The organism is Salinifilum ghardaiensis, assembly GCF_054491345.1.
In genome coordinates, this window is record NZ_CM137101.1 from 4,656,372 (window position 1) to 4,682,278 (window position 25,907).

A 25,907-nucleotide genomic window follows, 5' to 3' on the forward strand; every position below is an offset into this window, starting at 1 on the left:
GGCCGGGCCAGGAAGGGCCCGTTGATGAGTACAACCGAACACCCACCGCAGGAGCCGCAGCAGTCGGCGGAGTCGCAACCGCGGGTGGATCCGGAGTTGGTGCGCCAGCTGGCCCAGCGAGCTGCCGATGAGGGCGTGGAACTGGCCGGGCCAGGCGGCCTGCTGCAGCAACTGACCAAGCAGGTCCTCGAGACGGGTCTCGAGGTCGAGATGAGCGAACATCTCGGCTATGACAAGCACGAACCGGCCGGCCGCAACGGCGAGAACTCCCGCAACGGCACCCGGGCGAAAACGGTCACGACCGAGGTCGGCCCGGTCGAGCTCGCGGTACCGCGTGACCGCGAGGGCTCGTTCGCACCGAAGACCGTGCGCAAACGGCAACGCCGGCTCCACGGCGTCGATGAGATGGTGCTGTCACTGGCCGCCAAGGGCCTGACCACCGGAGAGATCTCAGCACACCTGGCCGACGTCTACGGCGCCGACGTCTCCAAAGACACGATCTCGACCATCACCGATCGTGTCGTCGAGGAGATGAGTACCTGGCAGGACCGACCATTGGACCGCGTCTACCCGGTCATCTTCATCGATGCCCTCGTGGTCAAGGTTCGGGACGGTCAGGTCACCAACCGGCCCGTTTACACCGCCGTGGGCGTGACCGTCGACGGTGAACGCGACATCCTCGGGCTCTGGATCGGGCAAGGCGGTGAAGGCGCGAAGTTCTGGCTCCAAGTGCTCACCGAGATCAAAAACCGCGGGGTCGAGGATGTGTGCTTCGTGGTCTGCGACGGGCTCAAAGGCTTGCCACAGGCCATCGAGCAGACGTGGCCGTTGGCGACCGTGCAGACCTGCGTGATCCATCTGATCCGCAACACCTTCCGGCTGGCCAGCTGCAAGTACTCCGACGCGATGGCCAGGGACCTTCGGCCGGTCTACACGACCGCGACCGAAGCCGCTGCCAAGGACCGCTTCGGCGAGTTCGCCGATGAGTGGGGCGAGCGCTATCCGGCGATTGTCCGGCTTTGGGAGAACAGCTGGTCGGAGTTCGTACCGTTTTTGGACTACAGCCCGGAGATCCGGCGGGTGCTGTATAGCACCAACGCCATCGAGTCGCTCAACGCCCGGCTACGTCGGTCGGTCAAAGCCCGTGGCCACTTTCCGACCGAGCAGGCCGCTCTCAAGTGCCTGTACTTGGCGATCCGGTCGCTGGACCCCACTGGCAGTGGCCGTCGCAAGTGGATGATCCGCTGGAAACCGGCACCGAACGCGTTCGCCATCGCCTTCGAAGGCCGTATCATCCCCACCACGGAACAGTAACCACCCGCACCGCGGTTACACCGTTCTCCTGACAGCCCCGTGGCGCGGTCAAGAATCAGTCGTAACCACGGATGATGTGCGGCTCGTCGGTCTCGGCAGGCTCAGTATTGCGCCATACGTCGGCGGCATCAGTGAGCTCGACGAGCACGGGCTCAACGTGTCCACCGGTTGGGAAAGATGAGGATTCCACTGCTAACCTCCTCGGAGCAGCGACCCGGATTCGGTGATGTCGCAGAGGGTGGTGCCTATTAAGGGAGGCTGTCGCCGGGATGCGGGCAGAGTCAGGGTCAAACAGTGGCGCTGCGGTCTCTGCATTGGAATTCGGCGAAACGCCGCCTGCACGAGGAATGATGTCCTCGGTCGGCTCGGTGGCCGAGCACTCGAGGACCCATTCATTCCTCCCGATCACCTGACCTGCGCAATCTCTTCCCATCACAATGCGACTTCAGTAGGCGGCCGGGTGACCTCACGATGCCGGTACCAGTCGACCGTAGCCGCAATGCCCTCGTCAAACGCGACTACGGGATGGAAACCCAGTTCCTTGTGGGCCCTTGTCCAGTCGACCGAGTAGCGTAGATCGTGACCAGGACGGTCAGTGACTAGCTGCACGGCATCCCAGTCACGGCCTGTGGCGCTCAGCAGCATCGCGGTGAGCTCGCGGTTGGTGAGCTCGGTACCACCTCCGATATTATAGATCCGCCCCGCACGTCCGCGCAGTGCGACTGCGACCAGTGCTCGGCAGTGGTCTACGACGTGCAGCCAGTCGCGGGTGTTGTTGCCGTCGCCGTAGAGCGGAACCGTCTCTCCCCGAAGCAGGCGCGTCACGAACAACGGAATCAACTTCTCCGGATACTGGTGCGGGCCGTAGTTGTTCGAACAGCGGGTGATCGACACGTCCAGGCCGAACGTCCGGTGGCAAGCCCGGACCAGCAGGTCACTCGCCGCCTTGGAAGCGGCGTAGGGCGAGTTGGGCTGCAGCGGGTCGTCCTCCACGCTGGAGCCGTTGGGCACAGAGCCATACACCTCGTCGGTCGACACGTGCACGAACTTCGCCACGCGCTGCTCGACGGCGGCAGCAAGCAGCGTTTGGGTGCCGGTGACGTTGGTGGAAACGAAATCGGTGGCGTCGGTGATGGAACGGTCGACGTGCGACTCGGCGGCACAGTGCACGACCAGATCGACCCCGTGCATCGCCTCGGCCACCGTGACAGGGTCCCGGATATCGCCGCGGTGCAGCTCGAACCGCTCCGACCCAGCCACGGGGGCGAGATTCTCCTCCCGGCCTGTGTAGGTCATCAGGTCCAGAACACGAACCCGTGCCCCTGCCAGGCCGGGATGGACATCGGTGAGAATGCTTCGGACCAGATGCGAGCCGATGAAGCCGGCCCCGCCTGTGACGAGGATCAGCATGTCGCCCACCTACTCGGTGTCCACGTGCCCGAGCTCGGGCTCGGGAGCCAGCGGGCCCAGCGCGAGTACCGCACGCAGGCGCTGCTCCCCAATATTGGTCATCCGGTGGCGAGCGCCACGTGGGATAGCGAAGGCGTGCCCTGCCTCGACGACATGTTTCTCCTCGTCGACGGTCACTTCCATGCGACCCGCCTCAACCAGGACCATCTCCTCCGAGTACGGGTGGTAGTGCTCCCGGATCCGCTCGCCCGGTTCGATCTCGGCCACGACCATGAGCCCGTCCCCTGTACCGCCGTTGCGAGGGCTGAGCACGATGCGCAGGCTCCCACCGCGGTCGGGGAGTGGTGTGATCTCGTCAACGGCGACGACAGTGAACGGACGACGAGACATCAGTCGGCTCCCTGGGTCGACGCGCCGCGGTGGGCGCGCTCGATGTTGTCGCGGATCGCGGCCATCTGGATGGGGCTGTTGCGATCGATTCGTTCGGTCACTTGCTCCTCGGTGAACGGCGCATCTGGCTTTACGGCGAAGTCTTGCTGCCACCGCATCCGTACCGCGTCGCCCTCCTGATGGTAGCTCCAGTACAGGTTCATGTAGGTGAACGGTCCAGTCTCCACGCGGTGGGCGCGCACGGTGCGTGTCCGTGCGTCCGGGGTGCGGTCCGACACCCAGCTCCAGATACGTCCGTCGGGATCGGGCTTGAGGGTGAGTCGGAATCGGATCGTGTCCCCGTCGCGGGAGAGGATCTCTGTGTCGGCGTACTCGGTGAACAGGTTCGGCCAGGACTCGACGTCGTTGGTCATGTCCCAAACAAGGTCCATTGGCGCGGCGATCAGGATGGAGTTGTCGACGTGCCCGGTCATACGAATGCTCCTTGGGTCGGGGCCGGCTGCGCCGCCCGTGGTCATGGGGTAGGGGGTCTGTCGGCGGGTCAGGTCGTCTGTGCGGTGAGCGTGTCGTTGACCAGTGTCAACAGCTCCCGCGGTGTCTGAGCGGCGGTGACCGCCGCGTCGGATAAACGAACGCCGTAGCGGGCCTGCATGAGTGCTCCCGTCTCGAGCCGGGCCAGCGAGTCGTAGCCGAGGGACTCGAAGTCGGTGTCCAGGAAATCCGTGGTTGAGGTCTCGGGCGGGCCGGCTGCAGCGGTGAGCAGCTCGATCAGATCAGGGCTGGTCAGGGAGTGGGCGTTGCTCATGGGATGCTCCTCCGATTCGTTGATGGCCTGGCGTACGAGCCGTGGCCGTCGGACAACATGTACGGATCAGGCCACGGGTGGCGCTGGCTCCGGGTAGGGCGACGGGCGCGGGCTGGGAGCCGTGAGCACGACTGCCGAGCAGAAGCCGTCCTCACCACGGGCGAGGACCAGAGCCACCGACAACTTGCACCGTCGGGGTTGGTCGCGGACCAGGTCGAGACTGTGGCCTGGATCGGGACGGTGGACAAAGACGGTCGGGGGGATGATCTCGTGCCGAAGGGCGAGCGCGGCTGTGGCGACGTCCAGTGCTGCGCCGCCGGACATCAGCCGGCCGGTCATGGTCTTCGGTGCCGTGACCGCCACTCCTCGGGCGCCGAACAGCTCTCTGAGAGTGTGGGCCTCTACTGCGTCGCGAGCGCGGTCTCCAGCGGCGTCGGCGAACACCACGTCTACCTCGTCCGCTGCCACGTCAGCGTCCTCCAGCGCGAGCAGGGCAGCCCTGCGGAGCCCGTTTCCATCGGGTACGGCGTCGAACGTGGCGGCGTGACCGGCGATCATGCAGTACGGTTCGGCGTCACCGTGACGGTTTTCGGGATGCTCGAGCACCAAGATCGCACCACCCTCGCCGACCACGTGGCCGTTCGCGCCCTGATCGAAGGGCAGGTAGGCGGCGGCTGGGTCCGCGGTGTTTGACATCCCGCCCCGGGCCAGGTGTGCGGTCCACCCCCACGGGCATAGCGTGGAGTCCACCGCCCCGGCAACGGCGATCCGGCTGCCGTGCAGGTACAACCGCCGTCTCGCCATGGCCAGCGAGTCCAGGCTGCCGGCCTGGTCAGCGACGAGAACGCCCGAGGGGCCACGCATGCCGTGGCGGATCGAGATCTGTCCGGAGTTTACGGCGTAAAACCAAGCGAAAGACTGGTACGCGCTGACGTGGTGGGGGCCGCTGCCCCAGAGCTTTTGCAGCTCCCGCTGCCCAAACTCGAAACCGCCGGCTGAGCTGGCGGTACAGACACTCATCTCGTACTCGGCCATGCCCTGGGGGTCGATTCCGGCGTCGGCCAGCGACCATTGCGCGGCTGCCAGCGACATCCGGGTCATGTGGTCGGTTTGAGGATGCAGCCGCGGAGGTACGTGCTCGTCGGCATCGAACCCGCGGACCTCGCCGGCGAGCCGCACCGGGTAATCTCCGACTTCGAATCGCGTCAGCGGTCCTACGGCGCTGCGGGCCTCCATCAGGCTCTTCCAGTGTGCCTCGGAGCCCACACCGGTCGGAGCGATCACGCCGATCCCTGTGACCAGGGTCCGACGGCATCCCGTCGCGCCTGATCGGTCTGCGGAGCCGAGGTCGCCGGGTTGGCGGCGACTGTCGAGCGCCGATTCGGTCGTGGTCATCGGGTCGCCACCTCCGTGGTACTGAGCACCATCGCGCTCTGGAACCCCCCGAATCCGCTGCCCACGGTGAGCGCGGTGTCGAAGTCCGAATTTCTGGCCGCCACCGGCACGTAGTCGAGGTCAAGGTCGGGATCGGGTTCGTGCAGGTTTGCGGTCGGTGGGATGAGCCCCTCGGTTAAACCAAGCAGGCAGGCCGCAATCTCGATGGAACCGATCGCGCCCAGCGAGTGTCCGACCATCGATTTGATCGAGCTCATCGGCACTCGGTGTGCGTGCGGGCCGAGCGCTTTCTTCACGGCTGCGGTCTCGTGCCGGTCGTTCTGCTGGGTTCCCGAGCCGTGGGCATTGACGTAACCCACGCCAGCTGGATCGACACCGGCCGATTCCAAAGCTGTCGTACTCGCCTCCGCCAACTCACGTCCGTCTGGACGCAATCCGGTCATGTGGTAGGCGTTGCAGCGTGTCGCGTATCCGCGAACCTCACCGTAGATAGGAGCCCCGCGGCGGCGTGCGTGATCGAGTTCTTCCAGTACGAAGCATGCCGCGCCTTCACCAAGAACGAAGCCATCGCGGGTTCGATCGAACGGGCGCGAGGCAGTCGCCGCCTCATCGTTGCGCACCGTCGTTGCCTTGATCGCGTCGAAGCATGCCACGGTGATCGGTGAGATCGGCGCGTCGGTTGCGCCGGTGATCATCACGTCGGTGGCGCCGTCACTGATCAGCTCGGCCGCGTGTCCGACCGCGTCGATGCCGGATGTGCATCCGGTGGACACCATGGTGACCGGACCGCCGATCCCGGCGCGGCGCGCTACCTCGGCGCAGATTGAGCTGGGTACGAAGTAGTCGTAGAGGTGATCCACTGCGCGGTGGTGGTCGACGGTCCACTGCGCACCGTGTCCGCTGACCGTGGCGTACTCGCGGTCCAGGCCGATCGTCGCTCCAACTGCGCTGCCCAGGGCCGCGCCCCACCGGTGGGGGGCAGCGACCGGAGAGGCTCCGCTGTCGTCTAGTGCCTCGTTCGTAGCGGCGACGGCGAATTGGGTCGCACGATCTAGCCGGCTGGCCTCTTCGGCGGTGAAGCCGTGCGCGAGCGGATCGAAATTGCATTCTGCGGCAATCTGGGACCGGAATGGCGACGGATCGAATGTTGTTATCCGCCGCGTCGCCGTGCGGCCAGCGGAGATCGTGTTCCAGAACCCATCGCGACCGGGTAGCCCTGGGGCTAAAACTCCAATACCGCTGACGATCACGCGCCGGGTCATGCTGGGACCTCCATCGGGGATCGCGCACTACGCACGCATGCCACGAGGCTGCGTGCCTGGACGTTGAGGTAGTGGCTGTGCTGCACCAGCGCCTCCACCTGCGGGATCGACAGCCATAGGAACCCGGGTGGATCGATCGGCTCGGAAAGCTCGATGACCCGGTAGCGGGTAGACGTGTCCAGGAATCGCCCGCCTTCCTCTGAGAGGAGAGCGTCGAACCACACGGCTGGTCCGGTGGCCAGCGCCGTGTCCAGCAGAGCCGGGCGGGCGTCGACCGGGAAGTGTCGGTAGGTGTCCGGGATGCACTGCACTGTGGGTCCCAGCTCGATCGTGTCGATGAACCCGGGCTCGTGGCGCATCTGCAGCAACGCGTGCAGCGTCCCCTCGATCCACGCTACGAACAGAACCGCCAGTCCCGTCCCGCAGGCTCGAAGCATCGGCTGCGACCAGTTGGCCACCTCTCGGCCCTCAGAGGCCACGTCGACGCCGACGATTTGGAAGAACGCACCGGTCTCGTGGCTGATCGCGTCCGGGGCCCGGTGCCATCCTGGAAGGCCTTCGACCGCCGTCGGGACGGCAGTAACTTCGATCTGGGATCGCCGCCGGGTGATCGCGCTCAGCACGTCACGGGTGCTCAGCAGCGATCGCCTGCCGGAAGCCTCGTCATCGGACCGCGGTAGGCACGCTAGAACGGTTCGCGCGTCCATGTTGACCGTGTGATCGATCGCGAGCAGCCGATCGATCTCGTCCAGTGTGAACCATCGGAAGCCCTCAATGGCCTCCGGAGCGTCGCCCACCTGCACGACGACGTTGCGGTTGCGCTTGCCCAGGAACCAAGCTCCCTGCTCGGACTGACGGACGTCGGCCAGCACCGAGCCGAGTGCGGGGTCGAGGAAGTACTCGAGGTACGGCGTGGCCCGGCCCTGGTGCACGCGGGTGTAGTTGCTTCGGGTTGCCTGCACAGTCGGAGACAGCTCGTGGCCCGCTGGATTCCCGGGCTCGACCTTCGCCTGCATCAGCAGGTGCGTGCGTCCGTCCCGGACTGTCGCAAGAATCCCAAGTATCCCGGTCTCCGGCTGTCGGATGATCGGCTGACTCCAGCGGTGGACTTCGCGGTCGTCGACCGCCACGTCGAGACCCTCCACCGAGAAGAAGCGGCCAGTAGAGTGATGGATCGTGCCTGTCGCCCGGTCGGTGACCCACCGGTCGAGTTCATCCAGGGGTACGCGCGTCACCGACATCTGCTGATCGGCGTCACGCTCGGTCAGCCATTCCAGCGCCGACGCAACAATCGGCTCGGCACGGCTCGACGACGCCGGTTCGTGGCGTGAGCTCGGCTGCAAGCGGCTTTGCATGGCATCCCCAACTCAGTATCTGTGATCGGTGGCTCCGGTTCGGGGCGCGGGTTCGGGGCGCGGTCTCCGTTCACGTGCCACCGACTCTGCGCAGCACGGCTCGACGGCTTCTGGAACGGCGCTCGATGTCGCACTCGACGACGCTCCGACGCGATTGCGCTGCGCTGTACTCGTTTCCATGACCGAACGCTTCTACGTGGGCCTACTCGGGATGAGACGCTCGGGAAGCGACAGATCTGTCGGCCCGTGGCGATCCAGTAGCGGGCCAGTGACACGTCGCATCCGCGCTGACCACGGGAAAGGACGGCCGTGTTCGATTGGATGACGCCAACTCCGTCACCGGTGAAACACGGACTGTTGAGCTCAAGCGCGTGCGCAACGAGGGCGTCGTCGGCGATCTCCTGGCGGACACGGCCGCCGACGACTTCGCCAACCAGGACAAGGCCATCCACACCTACCCGATACACGAGGTCTACACCCTCATCTCCGCGGGACGGCCGACCGAGGTAGGCCTCTGCGGATATCCGGCAGTGCAAACGATCAGCAGCGAGGCTGTCCTGCACCTGCTGTTCGGTGATGCCGTTCGCGGCCTGGAGCAGCTCAAACCGCGAACCTGAATGCGTCACGGCCGGTCTCCGAACAATCCTCGCCGGTCCGATGAGCCGTAGAACGCGTCGCGAGCACCGGTCCACCGTGCTCGCGACGTGCACCGTGTTTCAGGAGCGGTGCCGCAGATCAGCCTGACCAGCTGGGTACTGTAAACGCCCGCTGTAGCTCCTCGTCCAGTGCCCGGCACAGCTCGTAGTCGGGCAAGAGACCAGCCTCCTGGGCCTCGGCAAATCCGGCGGCGACCTGGTCGCGTTCTGACAGGATGATTGGCAGGTCTTCCGGAATCGGCAGCGCGAGGTCGGAGTCGTAGGGCGAGACCGCCCGCTCGTTGTTCGCGATGTACTCCGTCGACAGGATGTAGGTCATCACCGTAACGTCTTCAAGCGCAACGAAGGCATGGCCTACCCCAACAGGGAAGTACATCGCCCGGGCGTCGCGGGCGTTGAGTCGGACGGAATCCCACAAACCGAACGTGGGCGATCCCACACGGAGATCAACCACGATGTCGAGCGCCGCACCGTGCGTGCAGAAGGCATACTTGGCCATTCCGGGTGGCGCTGCGGTGAAGTGCAGTCCCCGGAGCACACCGCGATGGGAGACGTTCGTGCTCGCCTGGGCGATCGGGAACAGCCCTGGGAACCCGGTAGCCTGCTCGAAGATGGATCCCTGGAACGGGGAGACGAAATGACCACGGTGGTCGGAGAACACGAGTGGGGTGAACTCGACCGCTCCTTCGACGCGGAGCGGCCGACTGGTCATGGTGGTCATGATCGAACCTCCTACCTAGGGACACGTCAGAGTTCGTCCAGGACCTGGCGCAAGGCGTCGATCACTCGGTCCTGTTCGGAAGGTTGCAGGCTGGCGTACATCGGCAGCGAGAAGATCTCACCCGCGACTTTCTCGGTCACCGGCAGTGATCCCTCGGAGTAGCCAAGGTGGGCGAACCCTGACATGGTGTGCACGGGCCACGGGTAGCTGATGTTGAGGTTGATGTCGTGTTCACGTAGACCGGCCAGGATCGCGTCTCGGTCCGGGTGGCGTACGACGTAGACGTAGTAGACATGCTCGTTGCCGGGCACCGTGCGGGGCAGCCGCAGGGTGGTGTCAGCAAGGGCTCGTTCGTAGCGGGCGGCGGCCACCCGCCTGGCATCTAGGTAACCGTCCAGGCGTGTCAGCTTCCCGCGGAGGATCTCTGCCTGGACCTCGTCGAGGCGGCTGTTGTGCGCCGGCGTTCGGACGGTGTAGTAGCGGTCTTCCATGCCGTAGAATCGCAGACGGCGCAGCGCGGTGTCGATCGTGGGCGACGCGGTGATCGTCGCGCCGCCGTCACCGTAGGCCCCGAGCACTTTGGTCGGGTAGAAAGAGAACGCTGCAGCGTCGCCGAACGTGCCGGCGAGCTGGCCCATTTGGCGCGCGCCGTGGGCCTGGGCGCAGTCTTCAAGCACGACACACCCGTGCTCGGCTGCGATGCGTCCGATGTGGGTCATGTCTGCGCACTGCCCGTAGAGGTGTACCGGCACGATCGCGCGGGTTCGGGGGGTGATGGCGTTCTCGATCAGGCCGGGGTCGATGAGGAAGTCCTCGTCTCGGACATCGACGAACACTGGGGTCGCCCCGGTTGAATGGATGGCGACGACGGTCGGTGCGGCCGTGTTCGCCACGGTGATGACCTCGTCCCCCGGGCCGACCCCCAGCGCCTCTAGTCCTAGCTTGATCGCGTTCGTGCCGTTATCGACCCCAACGCAGTGCGAGAGACCGTGGAAGTCGGCGAATTCGCTCTCAAACCCGGCGACGCTGGAGCCCAGCACGAGCTGTCCCGAGCTAAACACGCGGTCGACGGCGGCGAGGATATCCTCACGCTCCTGGTGATACTCGTCGAGATAGGCCCACACGCGGGTGGTCATGGGTGCCTCCTGTCGGCGCCTACCGGCGCCGCTGGTGGTCGGTCTGGTCTGTCGTCGAACAGGGGTGCCGGGCCGGGGCCACTGGTGACGCCGCGATCAGTGGCCGGCCGGGGTGTGCTGCTGGCCCGGCGGATGCAGGGGCCACAGCTGGTCCACGATCCGGGTGATCCCGTTCTGCAGCCGCACGCCCGGGGCCCAACCAGTGCGTGCGGCGAAGGGGCGGATATCGATGTCGAGGCTGTGGAAGTCGGTGACCAGTGCCGTCGACGGGGCATCGACCGCGCGAACCGGCACAGCGGGACTGTCGGTTACGGCGCCGACAGTGTCGGCTATGAGTGCGAAGATCTCGCCCAACGTGCGGGTGCGCCCCGAACCGATGAGCCAGTGTCGCCCGCTGAGTCGGTCGATCTGCGCCAGGGCGGTCACGAAAGCGGCGGCGACGTCGTCGACATGGATCGCGTCGCGGCGCACTGAGCCGTCATTCCACATCGTCAGTGGCTGACCGTTCAGCGCCCGCCGAATCATCGCAGTGATCACACCGTTGTCGGTGGCATCGGCGCCCCGGCCTGTCCCGTAGACGGTCGGCAGGCGGAGCACCGTCGCCCGAATCCGGCCGGCGGCCGCGGCGTCGAGCAGCACCTGCTCCGCCGCCAGTTTGTGGCGGTCATAGGCGGTAACAGGCCGGTCTGGTTCGGACCCGTCGATCGGTGTCGCGGACGGCAATCCGACCTGGGAGACCGCGCCAGCGTGCACTACCACCGGGAGTCTGTCCACAGCGGATCGGCCTGTGCCCGCAGATAGGATGCTCACCAGATGACGGACTGCTGTAACGTTGAGCGCCTCGCTCGCATCTGGATCGGTATCGGAGGTTCGCCATCCGCCGTCCTGGAGCACGAGGTTGATCACCGCGTCGGTTCCATCCAGGATCTCGGCCATCCGGCCTCGGTCGGTGACGTCGGCGACGACTGGCTCCACAAGATCGTGATGTGGTGAGAGTCGTCCGCGGTGACCGCGGGAGACCGCACGTACCAGGTAGCCACATTCGGCCAGCGCCGCGGTGACCGCGCTGCCGATAAAGCCGGACGCCCCTAGAACTGTGACGATGGTGCTCACACGCTCACTCCCAGCGCGATCGCGTAGGCGAGGGCCCCGGCCTGTCCGAGTCCAACCCGGCACAGGTGCCAGCGCTTCCAGCGCTGCCGCAGCCGTGCCCAGTCTGGGGGCGGAGCGTCTGGATCGATGGCGGCGATCGAGATGTTGAGGCGCCCGTGTGCGAACACGGAGACCGCGAACACCCCGGCAAGCAGCGCCGCACCGGCGCCGTAGAAGACACGCACAGCGCTTTCGTCGAGCAGCACGGCCAGCGTGGTTCCGCTCAGCACCGCGATTCCGGTGCACACCGGCATGAGCTTGTCCATGCGGGACAACACGAAGGCATTGGTCGCCGGGTAGCGGGTAATCGGTTCGCGCAGCAGCAGCGGAAGGATCACGAGCAGTGCGACGAGTAGCGCTCCGGCGGCCATCGCGCTCGACAGTGCCGAGACCGGCACGATCAGATCGAGCATGGCGGTTCAGCCCCAGCTGCGGTGGTAGAACTCCCAGGCCCGTGAGTCCTGAGGTCCCCGCCAGTCCTCCACGATCGGGCTCATGTGCGGGGCCAGGGCTTGGTTGAGCTGCTGGAACGATGTGTCGTCGTGCAGCCTACGGAGGTCGTGGAAGAAGTCCTCCCGGGCCTGGATGAGATGCATCGTCAGGCCTTGGTAGTGCAGCAAGGTCCGACTTTGCAAGCCCAGCTCGACGGGCAGGGGCGTGCGGTCGTGCTCGGCGAACAACTGCGCGACCGTGTCGGCGCTGGCAGGGTCCATCCGACTCACCATGAGCATCCTGCTAGTCATGCATCCTCCTGAAATCGAATCGAGGGCCCCACCGTCAGCGCGGGGCGCATGCTCCGAGCCTGCGGCGGGGCCCTCGACATCGGCTGGACCGTTGCTGAAGGAACATTCGTGTCGCCCTCAGATCAGGCGCGGAACTCGTCGATGTGGTCATCGACCCACTGGTCGAACGTCCGTGCCGGCTGCCCGGTGACCTGGGTGACTGTGCGACTGACATCCTGGCCGCCGTGTTCAGCGGCGATACCGAGGATCCAGATCACCCAGCTGGCGATGTGGTCGGGAACACCGTTGGTGGTGAGGACCCGGTGACCGTCCTCCGGCGCGACCTCGTGGAAGGCGATCTCCTGTCCGAGCTGCTTGCCGATAGAGCGGACTTGCTCGGCCTGGGTCAGGCTTTCCGGTCCGGTCAGGTAGTACTCGCGACCGATGTGATCGTCGGTGGTCAACGCGGCGGTCGCGGCGTCTGCGACGTCGGCCTCGTGGATGGGGTTGAGCGCGGCCTCCGGGTATACCCACTGCACATGGCCGGCGTGGCGGATCGACTCCGCCCACCAATCGCGAGCGTTCATCGCGAACGGTCCGGGCTCGATGACCGTCCACTCCAGCCCTGAGTTCTTCACCGCCTCGGCGACGATGTTGCTGCCGTTTCGCTCGTCTTTGGCCGAGGTCAGGACTACGATGCGACGCAGTCGGGATCGCTGTGCGGCCTCGATGACGGTATCGACAGTGCTGGCGTCGGCGAATAGGTACATCTGGTCCACGCCGTCGAGGGCGTGATCCAGTGAGTCCGGGTTGTCGAAGCTGCCTTGGCGGACCTCGACCTCCACGGGCAGCCGGCTCGTGGCCGAGCCTGCATCGCGGCTCATCGCACGTACCGTCACCCCTGCTGCGAGCAGAGCTCGGGTCAGCGCCCCGCCGACGGTTCCGGTCGCTCCGGTCACCAGTGTGGTCATGATCAGGTTCCTTTCGTGGGGTCTTGGGAGCGTTGGCTCACCGTTACGAGTGCGGTGTCGTTGTGACCGCCGTCGACACTGGCAAGTCGGGGTCAGGGTTTTGCCTTGCTGCACCCGTGGTCGCGAACCTCATGACCGCGGTGCGCGGGAGGGTGTCTCGAGTCCTTCAGGCACGGGACCGCCGCGGCGTGCCTCGGAGCGACGCGCCCGTCGGAGTGCCAGCAGTATCTGAAGGGCGTACCACGGGGTAGGCGGGACCCACCCGAGCTGGAGCGCCATCCCCATGTCGTCGCGGTTGGCCCAGTGCTCAATCATGAGGCCGTCGCGCATACGCCACCAGTGAGTCTGTGTGACCGAGAAGTGACGTCCCCGCGACGGGAAGGCCGACTCGACTTTGCCGTCCGGACCGTAGTGATGGAACGTCGTCGCCTGGCGGCCGCTCATTGTGGTGTGTGCGACGACGAGATCACCGTCGACGGCCACGTCATGCACGGTCCAGGACAGGTCGGCGAAGGCACCGCGCAGCATGTTCCCGGTCGCGAGGAAGGCGGGCGGCCCCTCAGTACGACAGTCAAGCGGCTCGTCTTTGGCCTCGCGATTGGTCGCTTCCGGGTGGACGTGGGCCTCGAACAGCGCGAGATCGCCGACCCGCATGCCTTCGAATTGTTGTTGGCACATCCTGTGCGCGGCCTCGACGGAGACTTGAGCCTCCTGTCCGGGCCGGGGTGACGGGACCGAGGACTCGGCTCCTGATGGTACATTCACTTCTAGAGCCATCTTTCTTCTTGGACGACGCTTCTTCCGGTAAGATACTAAGTGAGGAGCCGGTGATGTCAAACCACGCCACACAGGCCAACCACGGCTCGTTGCACGAGCACGAGGCGCGGGCCTTACGCGAGTTCGTCACCGCCGTCGTCCTGAACGGGCAGGTGACGGCGGAGGCCGCCGGTCTGTACGCGACCGACCTCTACGTGCTCAACCTGCTGGACCTTGACGCTGCGGCCAGCCCGGGCGAGCTGGCACGGCGCACTGCCCTGACCAACGGGGCGATCACCAAATTGCTCGACCGCCTCGAGCGCATGGACCTCGTCCGGCGCGAACCCGACCCCGCCGATCGACGAAAGGTGCGGCTGACGGTCATCGACAGCGGTGCCAACGAGGCGATCGGCAGCCAGGCGGATGTGTTCGGGCCGATGTCGCAGCGGATGGACGAGCTGATCCAGAGCTACCCGCCCGAGCAGCGCGCTACCATCTTCGATTTCTTCTCGCACGCCACGAGCACCCTGCGTACCGCGACCTCCGAGCTGCAGGAGAACCGCAATCGCTCACGGCAGGAGTAGGTGACGAAACTCGGCCAGGGCCGCTATCGCTCTGTCTGGGCCCCCGTGCACCTCGCACGGGGGGACGGTGGTTCACGTCGCGTGTTCGCGTGCGATGTCCATCACGTAGCGGCCGTAGGGAGATGAGCTGATCCGGCGACCGAGCTCCAGACACTGTTCGTGGTCGATGAACTCCATTCGAAGCGCCACTTCTTCGAGGCATGCGATCCGGATGCCCTGGCGTTCTTCGATCGCCTTGACGTAGTGGCTGGCCTGCAGCAATGAGTCCGACGTGCCGGTATCCAGCCAGGCGAACCCGCGGCCCAAGTCCATTAACCGGGCCCGGCCGTGTTCGAGATACCAGCGGTTGACGTCAGTGATCTCCAGCTCGCCCCGCGCCGAGGGCTCAACGTTCTTGGCCACGTTGACGACGTCGTTGTCGAAGAAGTACAGCCCGGTGATGGCCCGGTTCGACCGCGGTCGTTGGGGCTTCTCCTCCAGCGACACCAGTTCTCCATTCGGTCCGGCCTCGCCCACCGCGTACCGTTCGGGGTCAGTCACCGGGTATCCGAAGACCACACACCCCGCACCGGCGTTGACCTGGTCGCCCGCGTCGATCAGGGTTTCGCTGAAGCGGTGACCGTGGAAAATGTTGTCCCCGAGGACCAGGGCCACGTTGTCGTCACCGATGTGATCGGCGCCGATGGTCAGGGCTTCGGCGAGCCCGTTGGGGTTGTCTTGCACCGCGTAGTTGATACGTAGCCCCAGATCGCTCCCGTCACCGAGCAACAGGCGGAACTGCGGCAGGTCTGTGGGAGAGGAGATCAGGAGGATGTCGCGCACGCCCGCGAGCATCAGTACCGAGATCGGGTAGTACACCATCGGCTTATCGCCGACGGGCAGCATTTGCTTGGATACCGCGAGTGTGATCGGGAACAGGCGTGACCCGCTCCCGCCTGCGAGGACGATTCCTTTCATCACTGTCGCCTTCCGTAGTGTCGATGCAACGGGCGCTCTGGCCGGTCAGCAAACAGTGGCCGGACGGTCCGTCACCGGGTGTTCCAGCGATGTCACGGATGCGCCGGGCGGTGCGGGCCCCCGAGCGCGCTCCACCTCGAATCGTGCTGGTAGGGACAGGCGGTAGATCGGCATCGCGACCGCACTGGTGATCAGCGCGAGCAGCACGAGGATGGTGAACAGGTCCTGCGAGACCAACCCGAGGTCCGCCGCGATCTGGGCGAAGATCAGAACCATCAGCCCGCGGGCGTCCATCAATCCTCCGATCGCCGACGCCCGCCGCCAGGGATGTCCCTGAGCACGCAGGGTGAGCGTGCACCCGAGGTACTTCCCGGCGAACGCGGTGAGCAGGACGAGCACCACCGGAACCAGGACCGTGGGATCGGTGAGTTCCTGCATCCGGGTCTGCAAGCCGGTGTGTACGAAGAACAACGGCAGTAGCAACCCGACGTTGATGTCGCTGAGCCCGGTTTGGACCCGTTCACGTACCAGTCCTGATTCGGGCAGCGCGATGCCGGCGACGAACGCGCCGAAGGCGACGTGCAGACCGAGCAGGTCGGTGATCGAGGCCGCGGCGAGCACGACGATCAGTAGGACGGCGAGAACCCCAATCGTCACCTCTCCGCGGCGCTCGGCGTAGCGCGCCAGCGGGGCCAAGGCCCGCCGGACGCCCCCCAGCATGACGAGGACGAACAGGGCTCCGCCGATGAGACTGACGCCGATCTCGGCCCCGCTGTTTCGGCCGGCCGCAGCGGCGGTCACGGCCAGCAGTATCCAGGCGGCAGCGTCGTCGACCGACGCTGCCAGCATCGCGGTCGCCCCCAGCGAGCTGCGCTCCATGCCCCGTTCCACGACCATGCGTGCCAGCACTGGGAAAGCCGTGACCGACAACGCTGCACCCAGCAGCAGTGCGAGTTGCAGGCGGGGGGTCTGGGGTGGCGCGATCGCTTCCGCTACGACCCACGCGATGGTGAAGCTGAGCGCGAATGGGATAACCACGCCCGCGATCCCGACGGCCACTGCCCCTTGGACGGTGGACCGGCCATTGGTCTCGCTGCGAAGTCCGGCTCCGACCAGGAACATGAACAGTACGAGGCCCAGCTGACTTAGCAGATAGATCGCGGTCTGTACCTCGGCCGGGAACAGCCACTCGAAGGCCCCGGGGGCGAGCCACCCGAACAGCGACGGACCGAGCAGAATGCCTGCCAGCATCTCGCCGGCGACCCGGGGCTGGCCGAGACGCTGGGCGAACGACCCGCAAAGCAGGGTCGCGACCAGAACGGCCAGCAGGGCACCGAAGATCCCGGGAATCGACGGTTGGGGGGCCGGCCCTGCGGCCAGCGCCGTGCTCACTGTCGGGGTCCTATGGTGACGGGCTCCGTCGAGTGGGCGGCTGACCGCTCCAGGTCGGCGACCAGATCGGATGGCCGCGGCAGCTCCCGGACCTCGGCGGCGAGCCGCTCGGCCCTGGCACGGTACTGCGAGTCCTCGATCACCGAGCGGACCGCTTCACGGAGCGACCGCGGGTCGTCAGCGTGCACGTCCACTTGGAGGCCGGCTCCGACGCGGGTGATGCACTCGGCCGAGTGAAACGGAGGCTCGCCCATCGACGACGGAGGGCTGATGATCTGCGGGACCCCGTGAGCCAACGCGGTGGCGAAGGTACCGGTACCACCGTGGCTGATCACGGCCTCACAGGTCGGCAGGATCAGTTCGAGCGGCACGTTTTCCACCACCCGCAGCGACGGTCCACTCGACCCCAGGATCGCCGTTCCGCGTTCCGGGACTGCGATCACGAGCTCGACGTCGAGTCCGTCGAGCGTTTCGGTGAACGCCCTGAGCGGGTCGAGATCACCCATCATCCACAGGTAGGTGCCGCCCAGAGTCAGCAGGATCCGCGGGCGGTCGGGATCCTGGCGGGCCATCCAGGGCTCGACCTGTCCGGCCCCGTTGTAGGGCACGTAGCGGGTGGGCTGGTGCCGGTTTCCTGCAGGGAGCGCGAACTGCAGGCTCGGTGGGCACGGGTCGATAGTGAACAGACCGTCGGGTTCGACGTTGGACAGCCCATAGTGGCCGTAGAGCCCGGCCAACAGCTCCCGTTCGGTATCGCGCCAGCCTGGGATCCCGACCGCGTAGTCGGGACCGGGGAACTGGTGGCGCACCGCCGGGATGTCCAGCAGGCTCGCCACCAGGTGCGCCGAGTAGCTTACCCAATCGTAGACGATGAGATCGGGCTGCCAGGACCGTGCGAACGTTAGGGTGTCTTCGACCATCCGCTCCGCGGCGTCGGCGAAGATTCCCAGTGTGGTGCGGGTGTGGCGCATCTGCTCCTCGGCTGTAGGCCGGGTCGACGTTGCCTGTCTTCGCCGCTCCTCCGCCGCGCGGGCACGCTTGTCTGGGTCGATCTGCATGTCGGACCCCACGACCACCGAATTCAGCCCGCTCTCCCGCACCGCCTGGCTGAGGCAGGGCTGGTGAGCGATTCGGACATCATGGCCGGCACCGCGCAGTGCCCACGCCAGCGGTACCAGCGGGTAGAAGTGCGACGGCTGTAGTACCGCGCTCATGAGTACACGCATTGCCATCCCTTCAGTCGTCGGCCAAAAACAGCGGCCGGTAAGTGGGCTCGAAGTACTCGAACAGGTCCCACTGGGTCTGGGCGCGCATGTGCTGGGCCATGAAGTTGTCGGGGTTCCAGAAGTCACCATTGAGCGTGCGAGTCACCCACTTCTGTTCCATTCCCTGCTCGTAGAGCGGTCCGAGGTAGTCGCTGATCAGATAGTTGGTGTCGTAGAAAGCCCGGACCAGCCGGTGGTAGGTCTCGAATCCGGTCTTGTAGTAGTTCTCGTAGTACCGCTGTCCCTCAGATTCCTCGACCTTGCCCATCAGGATCTTCGAGGTTTGCTCAGCCGCCCGAATCCCTCCGATCAGGGCGAGAAAAACTCCTCCGGAGAAGATGGGGTCGGTGAAGCACGCCGCGTCGCCGATGATGAAGTAACCGGCTCCAGTGAGCTGGTCGGCGTAGTAGCAGTAGTCGGTCTCGACCGCCAGCTCTCGGCTGGGCTGCGTACCTTGGAGCCGCTCGACCACTCGGGGGATCCGGTTGACTTGGTCGTTGTAGAGCTGCTCGGGATTCGTGCCCTTCCGCAGCAGCGACCGTGGGGTCACCGCACCGATACTGATGGTGTCCTTGCGGATCGGAATGGCCCACACCCAGCCGTCGGCGTGATTGCACAACTGGATGTCTCCTTCCTCTGCCGGATTGAACTGCTCGTCGAGGCCGGTGAAGTGCTTGAATAGCGCGGCCATCCGCACCATGTTTTCGCTCTTGCGCAGGCCGAACTTTTTCGCCAGGACCCCAGCACGCCCGCTAGCGTCGATGACGAACGATGCCGACGCCTCGAACAGTTCGCCGTCGCGGCGGTAGCGGACCCCGCTCACGCGTCCGTCGTTAACAATCGGTTCGGTCACCTGTGCGTCCTCCAGCACTTCGACACCGCTCTCAGCGGCGGTGTCGAGCAGGAGCTTGTCGAGATCGGCACGCTCGACTTGGTTGGTCCACTCCCGGTGGCCGTCGCCGATCGTGTCGAAGCCGATCCGGCGAACCCAGCCGGTCTCCCCGGTGAGTTCGACGCCCCGCTTGACGACGTAGTCCCGCTTTTGCATCTCGTCGAGAACGCCGAGGTGCTCCAGAGTGTCGGCAGTGCCGGTCAGCATGGACTCGCCGATGTGGAAACGGGGAAACTGCGCCTTCTCGAGCAGCAGCACCGAGTGGCCGCGACGCGCCAGGGTCATCGCGTACGCGCTTCCGCCGGGGCCGCCGCCGATCACGATGGCGTCGTAGTCATCGTGGAGCTGGCGATTTGAGTACATCTTGCCCAATCCTTCGCTGTCTATGGTCGTGCCCGGTGTCAGGTCGGTGCTTGTTCCGCCCCCGCAGGCGGGGTGGTTTCAGCCTTTGACGATCTCGAGTTCGGGTAGCGGGAACACGAGCCTGCCGCCCGCGGCGAGGAAGTCCTGCTCGCGCTCGATGAAGCCGTCGCGGTAGACCCACGGCAGCACCAGGAGCTGATCGGGACGTTGCGCCTTGGCCTCCTCTTCCGACACGATCGGAATCCGTGTGCCAGGAGTCAGGCAGCCGCCCTTCTCCGCGTTGACTTCGCCGATGCACGACAAGTCCTCGCGCGTGATGCCGCAGTACTGCAAGACGACGTTGCCCTTGGTTGAGGCGCCGTAGCCGAGGGTCGACAACCCTGCCGACCGCGAAGTGTCAAGGAACTCCCGCAACTGGTCACGGTGGCGCCGGATGTGGGCGGCAAACTGCTCGAACGGCGCCATGGTCGACAGCGCGGCCGCTTCCTCTGCCGCCCGCAGCCGGTCCAGTCTCGTGGTGTCGACGGAGCGGGAACTGGACTCGCGGGCGAGTACCGAACAGAGGCTGCCTCCGTAGACATCGGTGACCTCGGCCGAGATGACCTTCAGTCCGGCTCGCGCCGCCATGTACTCCAGCTGTGCTAGGGCGTAGAACTCGAGGTGCTCGTGGCAGATGTTGTCGTAGCAGTTGGTCTCCAGCATCGCCGGCAGGTAGCTGTGCTCGATCATCCAGATACCGTCGTCGGCAAGGACGTCGTGGACCTCACGCATGAACGCGATCGGGTCGGGCAGGTCGTAGAACATCGCCATCGAGGTGATAGCCGTGGCCCTGCGGTCGCCTACCGTGGAGCGGTAAGCCTCGGCTGAGAAGAAGTCGACGATCAGGTCGGACCCCTCCGGGTAGCAGTCAGAGAACTTCGCCGCCGACGGATCGCAGCCAACTAGATGCGGTCCGGGGCGGTCGTATGCCTGCAGCAGGGTTCCGTCGTTACTGCCGATGTCGAGCACGACGTCGTCGGGACCGAGCTCGACGAGCTCGTTGATCGTCGCGACCTTCGATGCCAGGTGTTCCACCATGAACGGACGGATGCCGGACCGGTAGCCGTACTGCTGGCCATACATCAATGCAAGGTCGGCGTCGTGGCGCAGCTGCACTAGGCCGCAACCCGCCGGGGAGCACTTGACCAGCTCCAGCGGTGCGACCAAGTCGGCCTCCCCGGCGTGGCTGGGGAATACCCCGGTCAGAGCCTGCACTCCGAGGTCGAGGATCGAGAGCAGCTCGCGGTTTCCGCATGCCCGGCAGCCGGCGATGGTCCGATAGTCCACAGTCTTCGGCTGCGGGGTGCGATGCGGTTCAGTTGCGGTCACAGGGGCTCCTCGTAGTCGGGATGTCGGGGTTCACGCTGCGGCGATGCGCTCAAGGCCCGATCGAGGCCGGGCGGAACGGCGAGCAGACCCGGCTCGTGCAGCGCACCGCCGGCTATTCCCTGCGCTGCGGGTGGAATCAAGTCTGCATCATCGCGAGCAGTGATTGCCGGTCCAGCATCCGGTTTTTTCGCAAAACGGTCCCGAATGTCACATGGGCTTGTTCGTAGTCGCTGGTAATTTAGTCAGATTCCCACGACTGCATGACGCGGTCAGCCGTCCCGATGTCGTGACGGGCCTCGGCGAATTCGGGATGAGCCATGACCGTGTTCAGGAACTGGGTGGTGGTCTCCACACCGCGTCCCTCCACGTCGACTTCGGTCAAGGCGCGGCGCATGCGGGAGATCGCCGTCCTCCTGTTTGGCCCCCAAGCCAGCACTTTCGCCAGCATCGAGTCGTAGAAGGGCGGGATCTGCGCACCAGCGTCAACATGAGTGTCGACGCGGACGAACGGACCGGCGGGCATCGCGACCGACTCCAGCCTTCCTGGTGCGGGCGTGAAGTCACGTGCCGGATCTTCCGCATTGATGCGGCACTCAATCGCGCACCCATTTGGCCGCGCCGTCAGTGCCGAATCGGAGAGTGGATTCCCGGATGCCACCGACAACTGCTCGGCGATGATGTCGATTCCCGTGACCATCTCGGTTACCGGGTGTTCCACCTGTATGCGGCAGTTGACCTCCATGAAGTGACCGCGCTGCTGATCGTCAACAAGGAACTCGAATGTGCCGGCGCCGACGTAACCAGCGGCCTTGGCGCCCCGGACCGCGTGCTGGACCAGCTCCTCGGTTAGTTCCTGACATAGTCCTGGTGCTGGTGCCTCCTCCACCAGCTTCTGGTGACGACGCTGCACAGAGCAGTCCCTCTCGCCCAGGGCCACCACGGTCCCGTGGTGGTCGGCTAGGATCTGGACCTCGACGTGGCGGGGCGCGCTCAGGTATCGCTCGATGTAGACGCGGGAATCCCCGAACAGCGAAAGGGCGGTCTGGCGGGTCTGTTCGTAGGCCGCGATGAGGTCGGCCGGCCGTTCGACCACGCGGATACCCCGCCCACCGCCGCCGGCGACGGCTTTGAGCACAACCGGCCATCCCGCCTCGGCAGCCACCGCCTGCGCTTCCTGCGGCGAGGCCACCGGTTCGAGTGAGCCCGGCAGCAGGGGCAGTCCCGCCTCCGCCATCAGCGACCGGCACGCCGCCTTGTCTCCGAGGGTGGCCATGATCGGCGCTGAAGGCCCGACGAAGGTGATGTTTTCTGCAGCGCACACCTCGGAGAAGTCCGGGTTCTCCGACAGGAACCCGTAACCGGGATGGATCGCGTCGGCGCCGACCACGCGGGCAGCCTCGATCATGGCCGGTATGTTGAGGTAGCTCAGCTTCGTGGGACCTGGGCCGATGCACACCGCTGCGTCGGCGTTACGTACCGCCGCAGTTTCTCGATCAGCGGTGGAGTGGGCCACCGCGACCCGGATGCCCAACTCCTTGCACGCACGCACGACCCGTAGGGCGATCTCGCCCCGGTTGGCGACGAGGACGGTGGAAAACATCGCTCACTCGCCTCCCGCCAATGGGACGACGGTCAGCACGGTCTGGCCGTACTCGACCGCGGTCGCGTTCTCGCAGACGATCTCGGCGATCGTGCCGTGCCGATCTGCTTCGACCGGGATGAGCAGTTTCATCACCTCGATCAGCGCCACCTTCTGCCCGAGCACCACCGTGTCGCCTGCCTCGACGAACGGTGCCGCACCCGGCTCGGGCGCGCGGTAGAACACTCCGACGGCCGGCGCCACCAGTGGCACTGCCGTTGTCCCTAGTGATGCCCCGGTGGTGTGAGCGTCGGGCGTCGGCGCGGGATCCGTCGATCCCGTGGTGAGCGGGGTGGGAGCGGCCCCGCTGGATATTGATGCGTCTCCACGCGTCCACTCCATCTCGACACTGATCTCACCCACGGCGACCCGCACTGCCGCCGGGTGGACACGGGAGCGCTCCAGCAGTTCCACCACGCTTGTGCGGGTTGCGTCGAGCATCGCTTGCACTTCGCTCGTCGAGCCCCCAGTTGCACCGTGGGGGAGCGCTTCGTCGGATCCGTCCCGCCCGGTGCTGTGGGCGGCAGAGTTCGCCTCCACCGACGGCGCGGAAGACAGTGTTGCTCCAGTATGGGGCTGATCGTCAGTCGTCATCAGGCATCTCCTGTGGAGAGGGTGTTGCGGATAGGGCGGCCGAACTGGCGGAAGCGGTCGTAGCGGTCGGCCAGCAGGTGGGAGGTCGGGCGTTCACACAACCGGGACAGCTCCGTGTCGAGAACTGTGGCGAGCCGCTGCGCCATGTTCGTGTGGTCGTGCGAGGCGCCGTCGGTGGGTTCGAGCACCACTCCGTCGACCACGCCGTGGCGCAGCAGATGCTGTGCACCGACGCCCAGTGCACGGGCCGCTTGAGGCGCGGCGTTGGCGTCCCGCCACAGGATCGCCGCGCAGCCCTCCGGCGAGATCACCGAGTACACGGCGTTCTGCAGGGCCAATACCCGATCGGCCACCGCAATTCCCAGCGCGCCTCCGCTCCCGCCCTCGGAGACAATCACGGAGATAATGGGCGTACACAACCCCGACATTAGTCTGAGGTTGTCGGCGATGGCGGCCGCTTGGCCAGCCTTTTCCGCCTCTACGCCGGGATAGGCGCCGCCGGTGTCGACGAGAGTGATCACCGGGATGCGGGCCTTCTCCGCCAGACGCATCAACCTGGCTGCCTTGCGGTATCCCGACGGTACTGCCATACCGAAGTTCCGGGACCGAAGTTCCTCGGCCGTGCGTCCCTTCTGCTGGCCGATGACCATCACGGGACGGTTGCCGAAGCGTGCCAGGCCTCCAACCATGGCCGGGCAGTCGCCAGACAAGCGGTCGCCGTGCAATTCGTCGAACTGCTCGAAGATCGCTGTGATCAGATCCAGTGCAGTGGGCCGGTCCAGATCACGCCCGTTGCGCACCGCCTCCCAGCAATCGGCCTCGGGCAGTTCCTGGTGATCGGTGACGAGCTTGGCACCGTCTCCGGCAGCGGGACGCTGGTGTGTGAGTGACCGTTGCGGTGTGGCGGCGCCGAGTCCATCTAGGAGCCGGCCGAGGGTCGCTTTGAGCTCGCCGCGCGGCACGATCATGTCGATCTGACCGTGGGCGAGTAGGAACTCCGCGGTTTGGAACCCCTCGGGGAGCTGCTCTGCGATCGTCCGCTCGATGACTCGCGGACCGGCGAACCCCATTCGCGCCTCGGGCTCGGCCACGATCACGTCACCGAGCGTCGCGAATGAGGCCGCTACGCCGCCGTAAGTCGGGTCCGTGATGACCGAAATCGCCGGCAGGCCGGCGTCAGCCAGCAACCGTAGGGATTGGCTGACCTTAGCCATCTGCATCAGCGACAGCGCACCCTCTTGCATGCGCGCCCCGCCCGAGGCCGCTACCATGATCAGACCGCAGTGCTGCTCGATCGCCACATCGGCGGTTGCGGCGATCATCTCGCCGACTGCGCTGCCCAGGCTGCCGCCAAGGAAGTCGAAATCCATAGCGAGGACCACAGCCGGCGCACCGGCCAACAAGCCCTGGGCCGCCAAAGCCGCATCGTGCAAGCCTGTCGACCGTCGAGCGCGGTCGAGTCGGTCTTGGTAAGGCTGGGCGTCGACGAAGTCCAGAACGTCGTCGTTACCGAGCTCTGGCTCGATAGCGACCGCGGTCCCCTCGTCGAGCAGTTGGTCGAGACGGTCTCGGGCACCGAGCCGACGGTGGTGACCGCACTCCGGGCACACGCCGTGGTGGCGCACCATCCGCTTTTCGTAGATCGGTATCCGGCATTTTCGGCACATCCACCAGCTCGTACCGGTGCCCTCCCCCGGTGCCGAGCGGGAGCGGCCCGGATCTCGTGGTGCTATGGCGGAATCGGTCATGGGCTTCTCCCTCGCCTGCGGTCAGTGACGGCGGCCGTACACGGCCGCGTCCGGCTCGAGGGAAGTCTCTGGGCCCGGTCTCGAATCGCCCTATATCACTAATGGAGGACGCCCGAACGCTCAGGGGATCGAGCGTCGCCCGCGAACGCTGGGCTGTCATCTACTCCCGCGGGCGTCGTTTGGCCTCCGCCGAACGACTCGTCGCCACGCAGGACCGCCACTTGCAGTCGACTGAGTTCCGCAGACGGCTCCATACCAAGCTCGCTGTCCAGCGTCTGGCGCATCCACTGGAACGCCTCCAGCGCCTCCGCGCGCCGGCCAGACCGGGAGAGCGCACACATCAGCTGCCCAACGAACCATTCGTTCAGTGGGTAGTACTCGGTGCAGGTGCGCAGTTCAGAGATCAGTTCGGCGTGCATGCCCAGCTGCATCTCGGCGGAGATCTTGAGCTGTATCGCTTCGATGCGGCGTTCCTCGAGTCGTACGGCCAGGCTACTCAGGCGGCGCTCTTGCGGAACGTTCGCCAGCGCGTTGCCTGCCCATAACGCGAGGGCCCGCTCGAACCGCTCTCGCGCCTCCACGATCTCGCCCGTCGTGGTTAACCTCCTTCCCTCGATTACTAGCCGTTCGAACACAGCGGCGTCGACGTCGTCGATGCAGACGTCGAGCCGGTAACCCGGTGATTGGGTCACCAGGCAGCGCGCTAGGTCGGCATCGGGGAACTTTTGGCCCAGCGCCCGTCGCAGCTGGTAGATGTAGGTCTGCACCGTGGTGGCGACGCTCCGCGGAGGATTCTCACCCCACAGCTCCTCAATGATGTTGTCGGTGCTGACGACCTGGTTCGGGTTTCCCAGAAGCAGTGCGAGAACCTGGCATACCTTCGGACTGCTGGGACGGAAGGTATTCGTCTCGGTGGCGACCTCGAGTGATCCAAGGATCTTGAACTTCATCATTCCCCCTGTGAAGAGTTCTGGTCCAACCTTGCTGCGGACAAGGACCGGGTACCGGTCCGTGAGCGATGTGGAGAGCGGACTGAGACCTGCCACGAGCACGGATCACC

General features: G+C 65.8%; 26 protein-coding genes. 3 read left to right on the forward strand and 23 right to left on the reverse strand.

Features of this window, described 5'->3' with window-relative positions; genetic code table 11:
* The first annotated feature begins 24 nt into the window (after nt 1–24).
* A complete protein-coding gene (locus tag ACVGV0_RS21170) occupies nt 25–1,314 on the forward strand; it encodes an IS256 family transposase (RefSeq protein ID WP_459157440.1) in 1,290 nt (429 codons plus the stop codon).
* 432 nt (nt 1,315–1,746) lie between these two features.
* On the opposite strand, the gene rfbB is transcribed toward ACVGV0_RS21170, so the two are convergent.
* From rfbB to ACVGV0_RS21205, 7 genes are all read right to left on the reverse strand, one after another.
* Entirely contained in the window at nt 1,747–2,724 is a 978-nt protein-coding gene (gene rfbB / locus ACVGV0_RS21175) for a dTDP-glucose 4,6-dehydratase (RefSeq protein ID WP_459157441.1), read from the reverse strand.
* Between the two features lie 9 nt (nt 2,725–2,733).
* Entirely contained in the window at nt 2,734–3,114 is a 381-nt protein-coding gene (locus tag ACVGV0_RS21180; protein ID WP_459157442.1) for a cupin domain-containing protein, read from the reverse strand.
* Nucleotides 3,114–3,587, reverse strand: a complete 474-nt coding sequence (locus ACVGV0_RS21185; protein WP_459157443.1) for an SRPBCC family protein — start codon at nt 3,585–3,587, stop codon at nt 3,114–3,116. Before ACVGV0_RS21185 ends, ACVGV0_RS21180 begins: the two co-directional genes overlap by 1 nt.
* Before the next feature lie 68 nt (nt 3,588–3,655).
* A complete protein-coding gene (locus ACVGV0_RS21190; RefSeq protein WP_459157444.1) occupies nt 3,656–3,919 on the reverse strand; it encodes an acyl carrier protein in 264 nt (87 codons plus the stop codon).
* 66 nt (nt 3,920–3,985) lie between these two features.
* Nucleotides 3,986–5,314, reverse strand: coding sequence for a ketosynthase chain-length factor (locus tag ACVGV0_RS21195; RefSeq protein ID WP_459157445.1), 1,329 nt, complete (start codon nt 5,312–5,314; stop codon nt 3,986–3,988).
* Entirely contained in the window at nt 5,311–6,576 is a 1,266-nt protein-coding gene (locus tag ACVGV0_RS21200; protein WP_459157446.1) for a beta-ketoacyl-[acyl-carrier-protein] synthase family protein, read from the reverse strand. Before ACVGV0_RS21200 ends, ACVGV0_RS21195 begins: the two co-directional genes overlap by 4 nt.
* Entirely contained in the window at nt 6,573–7,931 is a 1,359-nt protein-coding gene (locus ACVGV0_RS21205; RefSeq protein WP_459157447.1) for an NDP-hexose 2,3-dehydratase family protein, read from the reverse strand. Before ACVGV0_RS21205 ends, ACVGV0_RS21200 begins: the two co-directional genes overlap by 4 nt.
* Nucleotides 7,932–8,248: 317 nt before the next feature.
* Here ACVGV0_RS21205 and ACVGV0_RS21210 point away from each other — a divergent pair, with 317 nt between their 5' ends.
* The gene (locus ACVGV0_RS21210) at nt 8,249–8,548 is read left to right on the forward strand and encodes a hypothetical protein (protein WP_459157448.1); all 300 of its coding nucleotides are present in this window, start codon (nt 8,249–8,251) and stop codon (nt 8,546–8,548) included.
* 118 nt (nt 8,549–8,666) lie between these two features.
* Here ACVGV0_RS21210 and ACVGV0_RS21215 read toward each other — a convergent pair whose 3' ends face one another.
* From ACVGV0_RS21215 to ACVGV0_RS21245, 7 genes are all read right to left on the reverse strand, one after another.
* Nucleotides 8,667–9,308 (reverse strand): dTDP-4-dehydrorhamnose 3,5-epimerase family protein, encoded by a 642-nt coding sequence (locus tag ACVGV0_RS21215; protein ID WP_459157449.1) that lies wholly within the window; start codon nt 9,306–9,308, stop codon nt 8,667–8,669.
* 26 nt (nt 9,309–9,334) lie between these two features.
* Nucleotides 9,335–10,444, reverse strand: coding sequence for a DegT/DnrJ/EryC1/StrS family aminotransferase (locus ACVGV0_RS21220; protein ID WP_459157450.1), 1,110 nt, complete (start codon nt 10,442–10,444; stop codon nt 9,335–9,337).
* 96 nt (nt 10,445–10,540) lie between these two features.
* Nucleotides 10,541–11,557 (reverse strand): NAD-dependent epimerase/dehydratase family protein, encoded by a 1,017-nt coding sequence (locus ACVGV0_RS21225; RefSeq protein ID WP_459157451.1) that lies wholly within the window; start codon nt 11,555–11,557, stop codon nt 10,541–10,543.
* Nucleotides 11,554–12,009, reverse strand: a complete 456-nt coding sequence (locus ACVGV0_RS21230) for an anthrone oxygenase family protein (protein WP_459157452.1) — start codon at nt 12,007–12,009, stop codon at nt 11,554–11,556. Before ACVGV0_RS21230 ends, ACVGV0_RS21225 begins: the two co-directional genes overlap by 4 nt.
* Before the next feature lie 6 nt (nt 12,010–12,015).
* The gene (locus ACVGV0_RS21235; RefSeq protein WP_459157453.1) at nt 12,016–12,339 is read right to left on the reverse strand and encodes a TcmI family type II polyketide cyclase; all 324 of its coding nucleotides are present in this window, start codon (nt 12,337–12,339) and stop codon (nt 12,016–12,018) included.
* Nucleotides 12,340–12,461: 122 nt separating this feature from the next.
* Nucleotides 12,462–13,289, reverse strand: coding sequence for an NAD(P)H-binding protein (locus ACVGV0_RS21240; RefSeq protein ID WP_459157454.1), 828 nt, complete (start codon nt 13,287–13,289; stop codon nt 12,462–12,464).
* Between the two features lie 129 nt (nt 13,290–13,418).
* Complete coding sequence (locus tag ACVGV0_RS21245) at nt 13,419–13,967, reverse strand: ester cyclase (RefSeq protein ID WP_459160086.1); 549 nt, start codon at nt 13,965–13,967, stop codon at nt 13,419–13,421.
* A gap of 152 nt (nt 13,968–14,119) precedes the next feature.
* Between ACVGV0_RS21245 and ACVGV0_RS21250 the strand changes: the two genes are divergently transcribed.
* Nucleotides 14,120–14,629 carry a MarR family winged helix-turn-helix transcriptional regulator gene (locus tag ACVGV0_RS21250; RefSeq protein WP_459157455.1) on the forward strand — a complete coding sequence of 170 codons (510 nt, stop codon included), beginning with the start codon at nt 14,120–14,122 and terminating at the stop codon, nt 14,627–14,629.
* A 72-nt stretch (nt 14,630–14,701) separates the two neighbouring features.
* Here ACVGV0_RS21250 and rfbA read toward each other — a convergent pair whose 3' ends face one another.
* The 9 genes from rfbA to ACVGV0_RS21295 all read right to left on the reverse strand — a co-directional run bounded on the left by rfbA (nt 14,702) and on the right by ACVGV0_RS21295 (nt 25,800).
* Nucleotides 14,702–15,586: a glucose-1-phosphate thymidylyltransferase RfbA gene (gene rfbA, locus ACVGV0_RS21255; protein ID WP_459157456.1), complete on the reverse strand. Its 885-nt coding sequence runs from the start codon at nt 15,584–15,586 to the stop codon at nt 14,702–14,704.
* A gap of 45 nt (nt 15,587–15,631) precedes the next feature.
* Nucleotides 15,632–16,978, reverse strand: coding sequence for a cation:proton antiporter (locus ACVGV0_RS21260; RefSeq protein WP_459157457.1), 1,347 nt, complete (start codon nt 16,976–16,978; stop codon nt 15,632–15,634).
* Nucleotides 16,975–18,204, reverse strand: coding sequence for a nucleotide disphospho-sugar-binding domain-containing protein (locus ACVGV0_RS21265; protein ID WP_459157458.1), 1,230 nt, complete (start codon nt 18,202–18,204; stop codon nt 16,975–16,977). Before ACVGV0_RS21265 ends, ACVGV0_RS21260 begins: the two co-directional genes overlap by 4 nt.
* A 10-nt stretch (nt 18,205–18,214) precedes the next feature.
* Nucleotides 18,215–19,498, reverse strand: coding sequence for an NAD(P)/FAD-dependent oxidoreductase (locus tag ACVGV0_RS21270; protein ID WP_459160087.1), 1,284 nt, complete (start codon nt 19,496–19,498; stop codon nt 18,215–18,217).
* A gap of 78 nt (nt 19,499–19,576) precedes the next feature.
* Nucleotides 19,577–20,866, reverse strand: coding sequence for a class I SAM-dependent methyltransferase (locus ACVGV0_RS21275; RefSeq protein ID WP_459157459.1), 1,290 nt, complete (start codon nt 20,864–20,866; stop codon nt 19,577–19,579).
* Between the two features lie 238 nt (nt 20,867–21,104).
* The gene (locus tag ACVGV0_RS21280; RefSeq protein ID WP_459157460.1) at nt 21,105–22,466 is read right to left on the reverse strand and encodes an acetyl-CoA carboxylase biotin carboxylase subunit; all 1,362 of its coding nucleotides are present in this window, start codon (nt 22,464–22,466) and stop codon (nt 21,105–21,107) included.
* A 3-nt stretch (nt 22,467–22,469) separates the two neighbouring features.
* Nucleotides 22,470–23,099, reverse strand: a complete 630-nt coding sequence (locus ACVGV0_RS21285) for an acetyl-CoA carboxylase biotin carboxyl carrier protein (protein ID WP_459157461.1) — start codon at nt 23,097–23,099, stop codon at nt 22,470–22,472.
* On the reverse strand, nt 23,099–24,847 hold the full coding sequence (accD, locus tag ACVGV0_RS21290; protein WP_459157462.1) for an acetyl-CoA carboxylase, carboxyltransferase subunit beta: 1,749 nt from the start codon (nt 24,845–24,847) through the stop codon (nt 23,099–23,101). The genes ACVGV0_RS21285 and accD overlap by 1 nt, the downstream gene beginning before the upstream one ends.
* 98 nt (nt 24,848–24,945) lie before the next feature.
* Complete coding sequence (locus ACVGV0_RS21295) at nt 24,946–25,800, reverse strand: AfsR/SARP family transcriptional regulator (RefSeq protein ID WP_459157463.1); 855 nt, start codon at nt 25,798–25,800, stop codon at nt 24,946–24,948.
* Nucleotides 25,801–25,907 lie beyond the last annotated feature (107 nt).

What these genes read in the sequence shown, in the direction of transcription:
- ACVGV0_RS21185 (WP_459157443.1), bottom strand. Translation starts at nt 3,587, where the DNA reads ATGACCGGGCACGTCGACAACTCCATCCTGATCGCCGCGCCAATGGAC.
- ACVGV0_RS21270 (WP_459160087.1), bottom strand. Translation starts at nt 19,498, where the DNA reads ATGTACTCAAATCGCCAGCTCCACGATGACTACGACGCCATCGTGATC.
- ACVGV0_RS21235 (WP_459157453.1), bottom strand. Translation starts at nt 12,339, where the DNA reads ATGACTAGCAGGATGCTCATGGTGAGTCGGATGGACCCTGCCAGCGCC.
- ACVGV0_RS21180 (WP_459157442.1), bottom strand. Translation starts at nt 3,114, where the DNA reads ATGTCTCGTCGTCCGTTCACTGTCGTCGCCGTTGACGAGATCACACCA.
- ACVGV0_RS21230 (WP_459157452.1), bottom strand. Translation starts at nt 12,009, where the DNA reads ATGCTCGATCTGATCGTGCCGGTCTCGGCACTGTCGAGCGCGATGGCC.
- rfbA (WP_459157456.1), bottom strand. Translation starts at nt 15,586, where the DNA reads ATGAAAGGAATCGTCCTCGCAGGCGGGAGCGGGTCACGCCTGTTCCCG.
- ACVGV0_RS21265 (WP_459157458.1), bottom strand. Translation starts at nt 18,204, where the DNA reads ATGCGTGTACTCATGAGCGCGGTACTACAGCCGTCGCACTTCTACCCG.
- ACVGV0_RS21220 (WP_459157450.1), bottom strand. Translation starts at nt 10,444, where the DNA reads ATGACCACCCGCGTGTGGGCCTATCTCGACGAGTATCACCAGGAGCGT.
- ACVGV0_RS21295 (WP_459157463.1), bottom strand. Translation starts at nt 25,800, where the DNA reads ATGATGAAGTTCAAGATCCTTGGATCACTCGAGGTCGCCACCGAGACG.
- ACVGV0_RS21215 (WP_459157449.1), bottom strand. Translation starts at nt 9,308, where the DNA reads ATGACCACCATGACCAGTCGGCCGCTCCGCGTCGAAGGAGCGGTCGAG.
- ACVGV0_RS21190 (WP_459157444.1), bottom strand. Translation starts at nt 3,919, where the DNA reads ATGAGCAACGCCCACTCCCTGACCAGCCCTGATCTGATCGAGCTGCTC.
- ACVGV0_RS21195 (WP_459157445.1), bottom strand. Translation starts at nt 5,314, where the DNA reads ATGACCACGACCGAATCGGCGCTCGACAGTCGCCGCCAACCCGGCGAC.
- ACVGV0_RS21280 (WP_459157460.1), bottom strand. Translation starts at nt 22,466, where the DNA reads ATGTTTTCCACCGTCCTCGTCGCCAACCGGGGCGAGATCGCCCTACGG.
- ACVGV0_RS21240 (WP_459157454.1), bottom strand. Translation starts at nt 13,289, where the DNA reads ATGACCACACTGGTGACCGGAGCGACCGGAACCGTCGGCGGGGCGCTG.
- rfbB (WP_459157441.1), bottom strand. Translation starts at nt 2,724, where the DNA reads ATGCTGATCCTCGTCACAGGCGGGGCCGGCTTCATCGGCTCGCATCTG.
- ACVGV0_RS21250 (WP_459157455.1), top strand. Translation starts at nt 14,120, where the DNA reads ATGTCAAACCACGCCACACAGGCCAACCACGGCTCGTTGCACGAGCAC.
- ACVGV0_RS21205 (WP_459157447.1), bottom strand. Translation starts at nt 7,931, where the DNA reads ATGCAAAGCCGCTTGCAGCCGAGCTCACGCCACGAACCGGCGTCGTCG.
- ACVGV0_RS21245 (WP_459160086.1), bottom strand. Translation starts at nt 13,967, where the DNA reads ATGTGCCAACAACAATTCGAAGGCATGCGGGTCGGCGATCTCGCGCTG.
- accD (WP_459157462.1), bottom strand. Translation starts at nt 24,847, where the DNA reads ATGACCGATTCCGCCATAGCACCACGAGATCCGGGCCGCTCCCGCTCG.
- ACVGV0_RS21170 (WP_459157440.1), top strand. Translation starts at nt 25, where the DNA reads ATGAGTACAACCGAACACCCACCGCAGGAGCCGCAGCAGTCGGCGGAG.
- ACVGV0_RS21285 (WP_459157461.1), bottom strand. Translation starts at nt 23,099, where the DNA reads ATGACGACTGACGATCAGCCCCATACTGGAGCAACACTGTCTTCCGCG.
- ACVGV0_RS21200 (WP_459157446.1), bottom strand. Translation starts at nt 6,576, where the DNA reads ATGACCCGGCGCGTGATCGTCAGCGGTATTGGAGTTTTAGCCCCAGGG.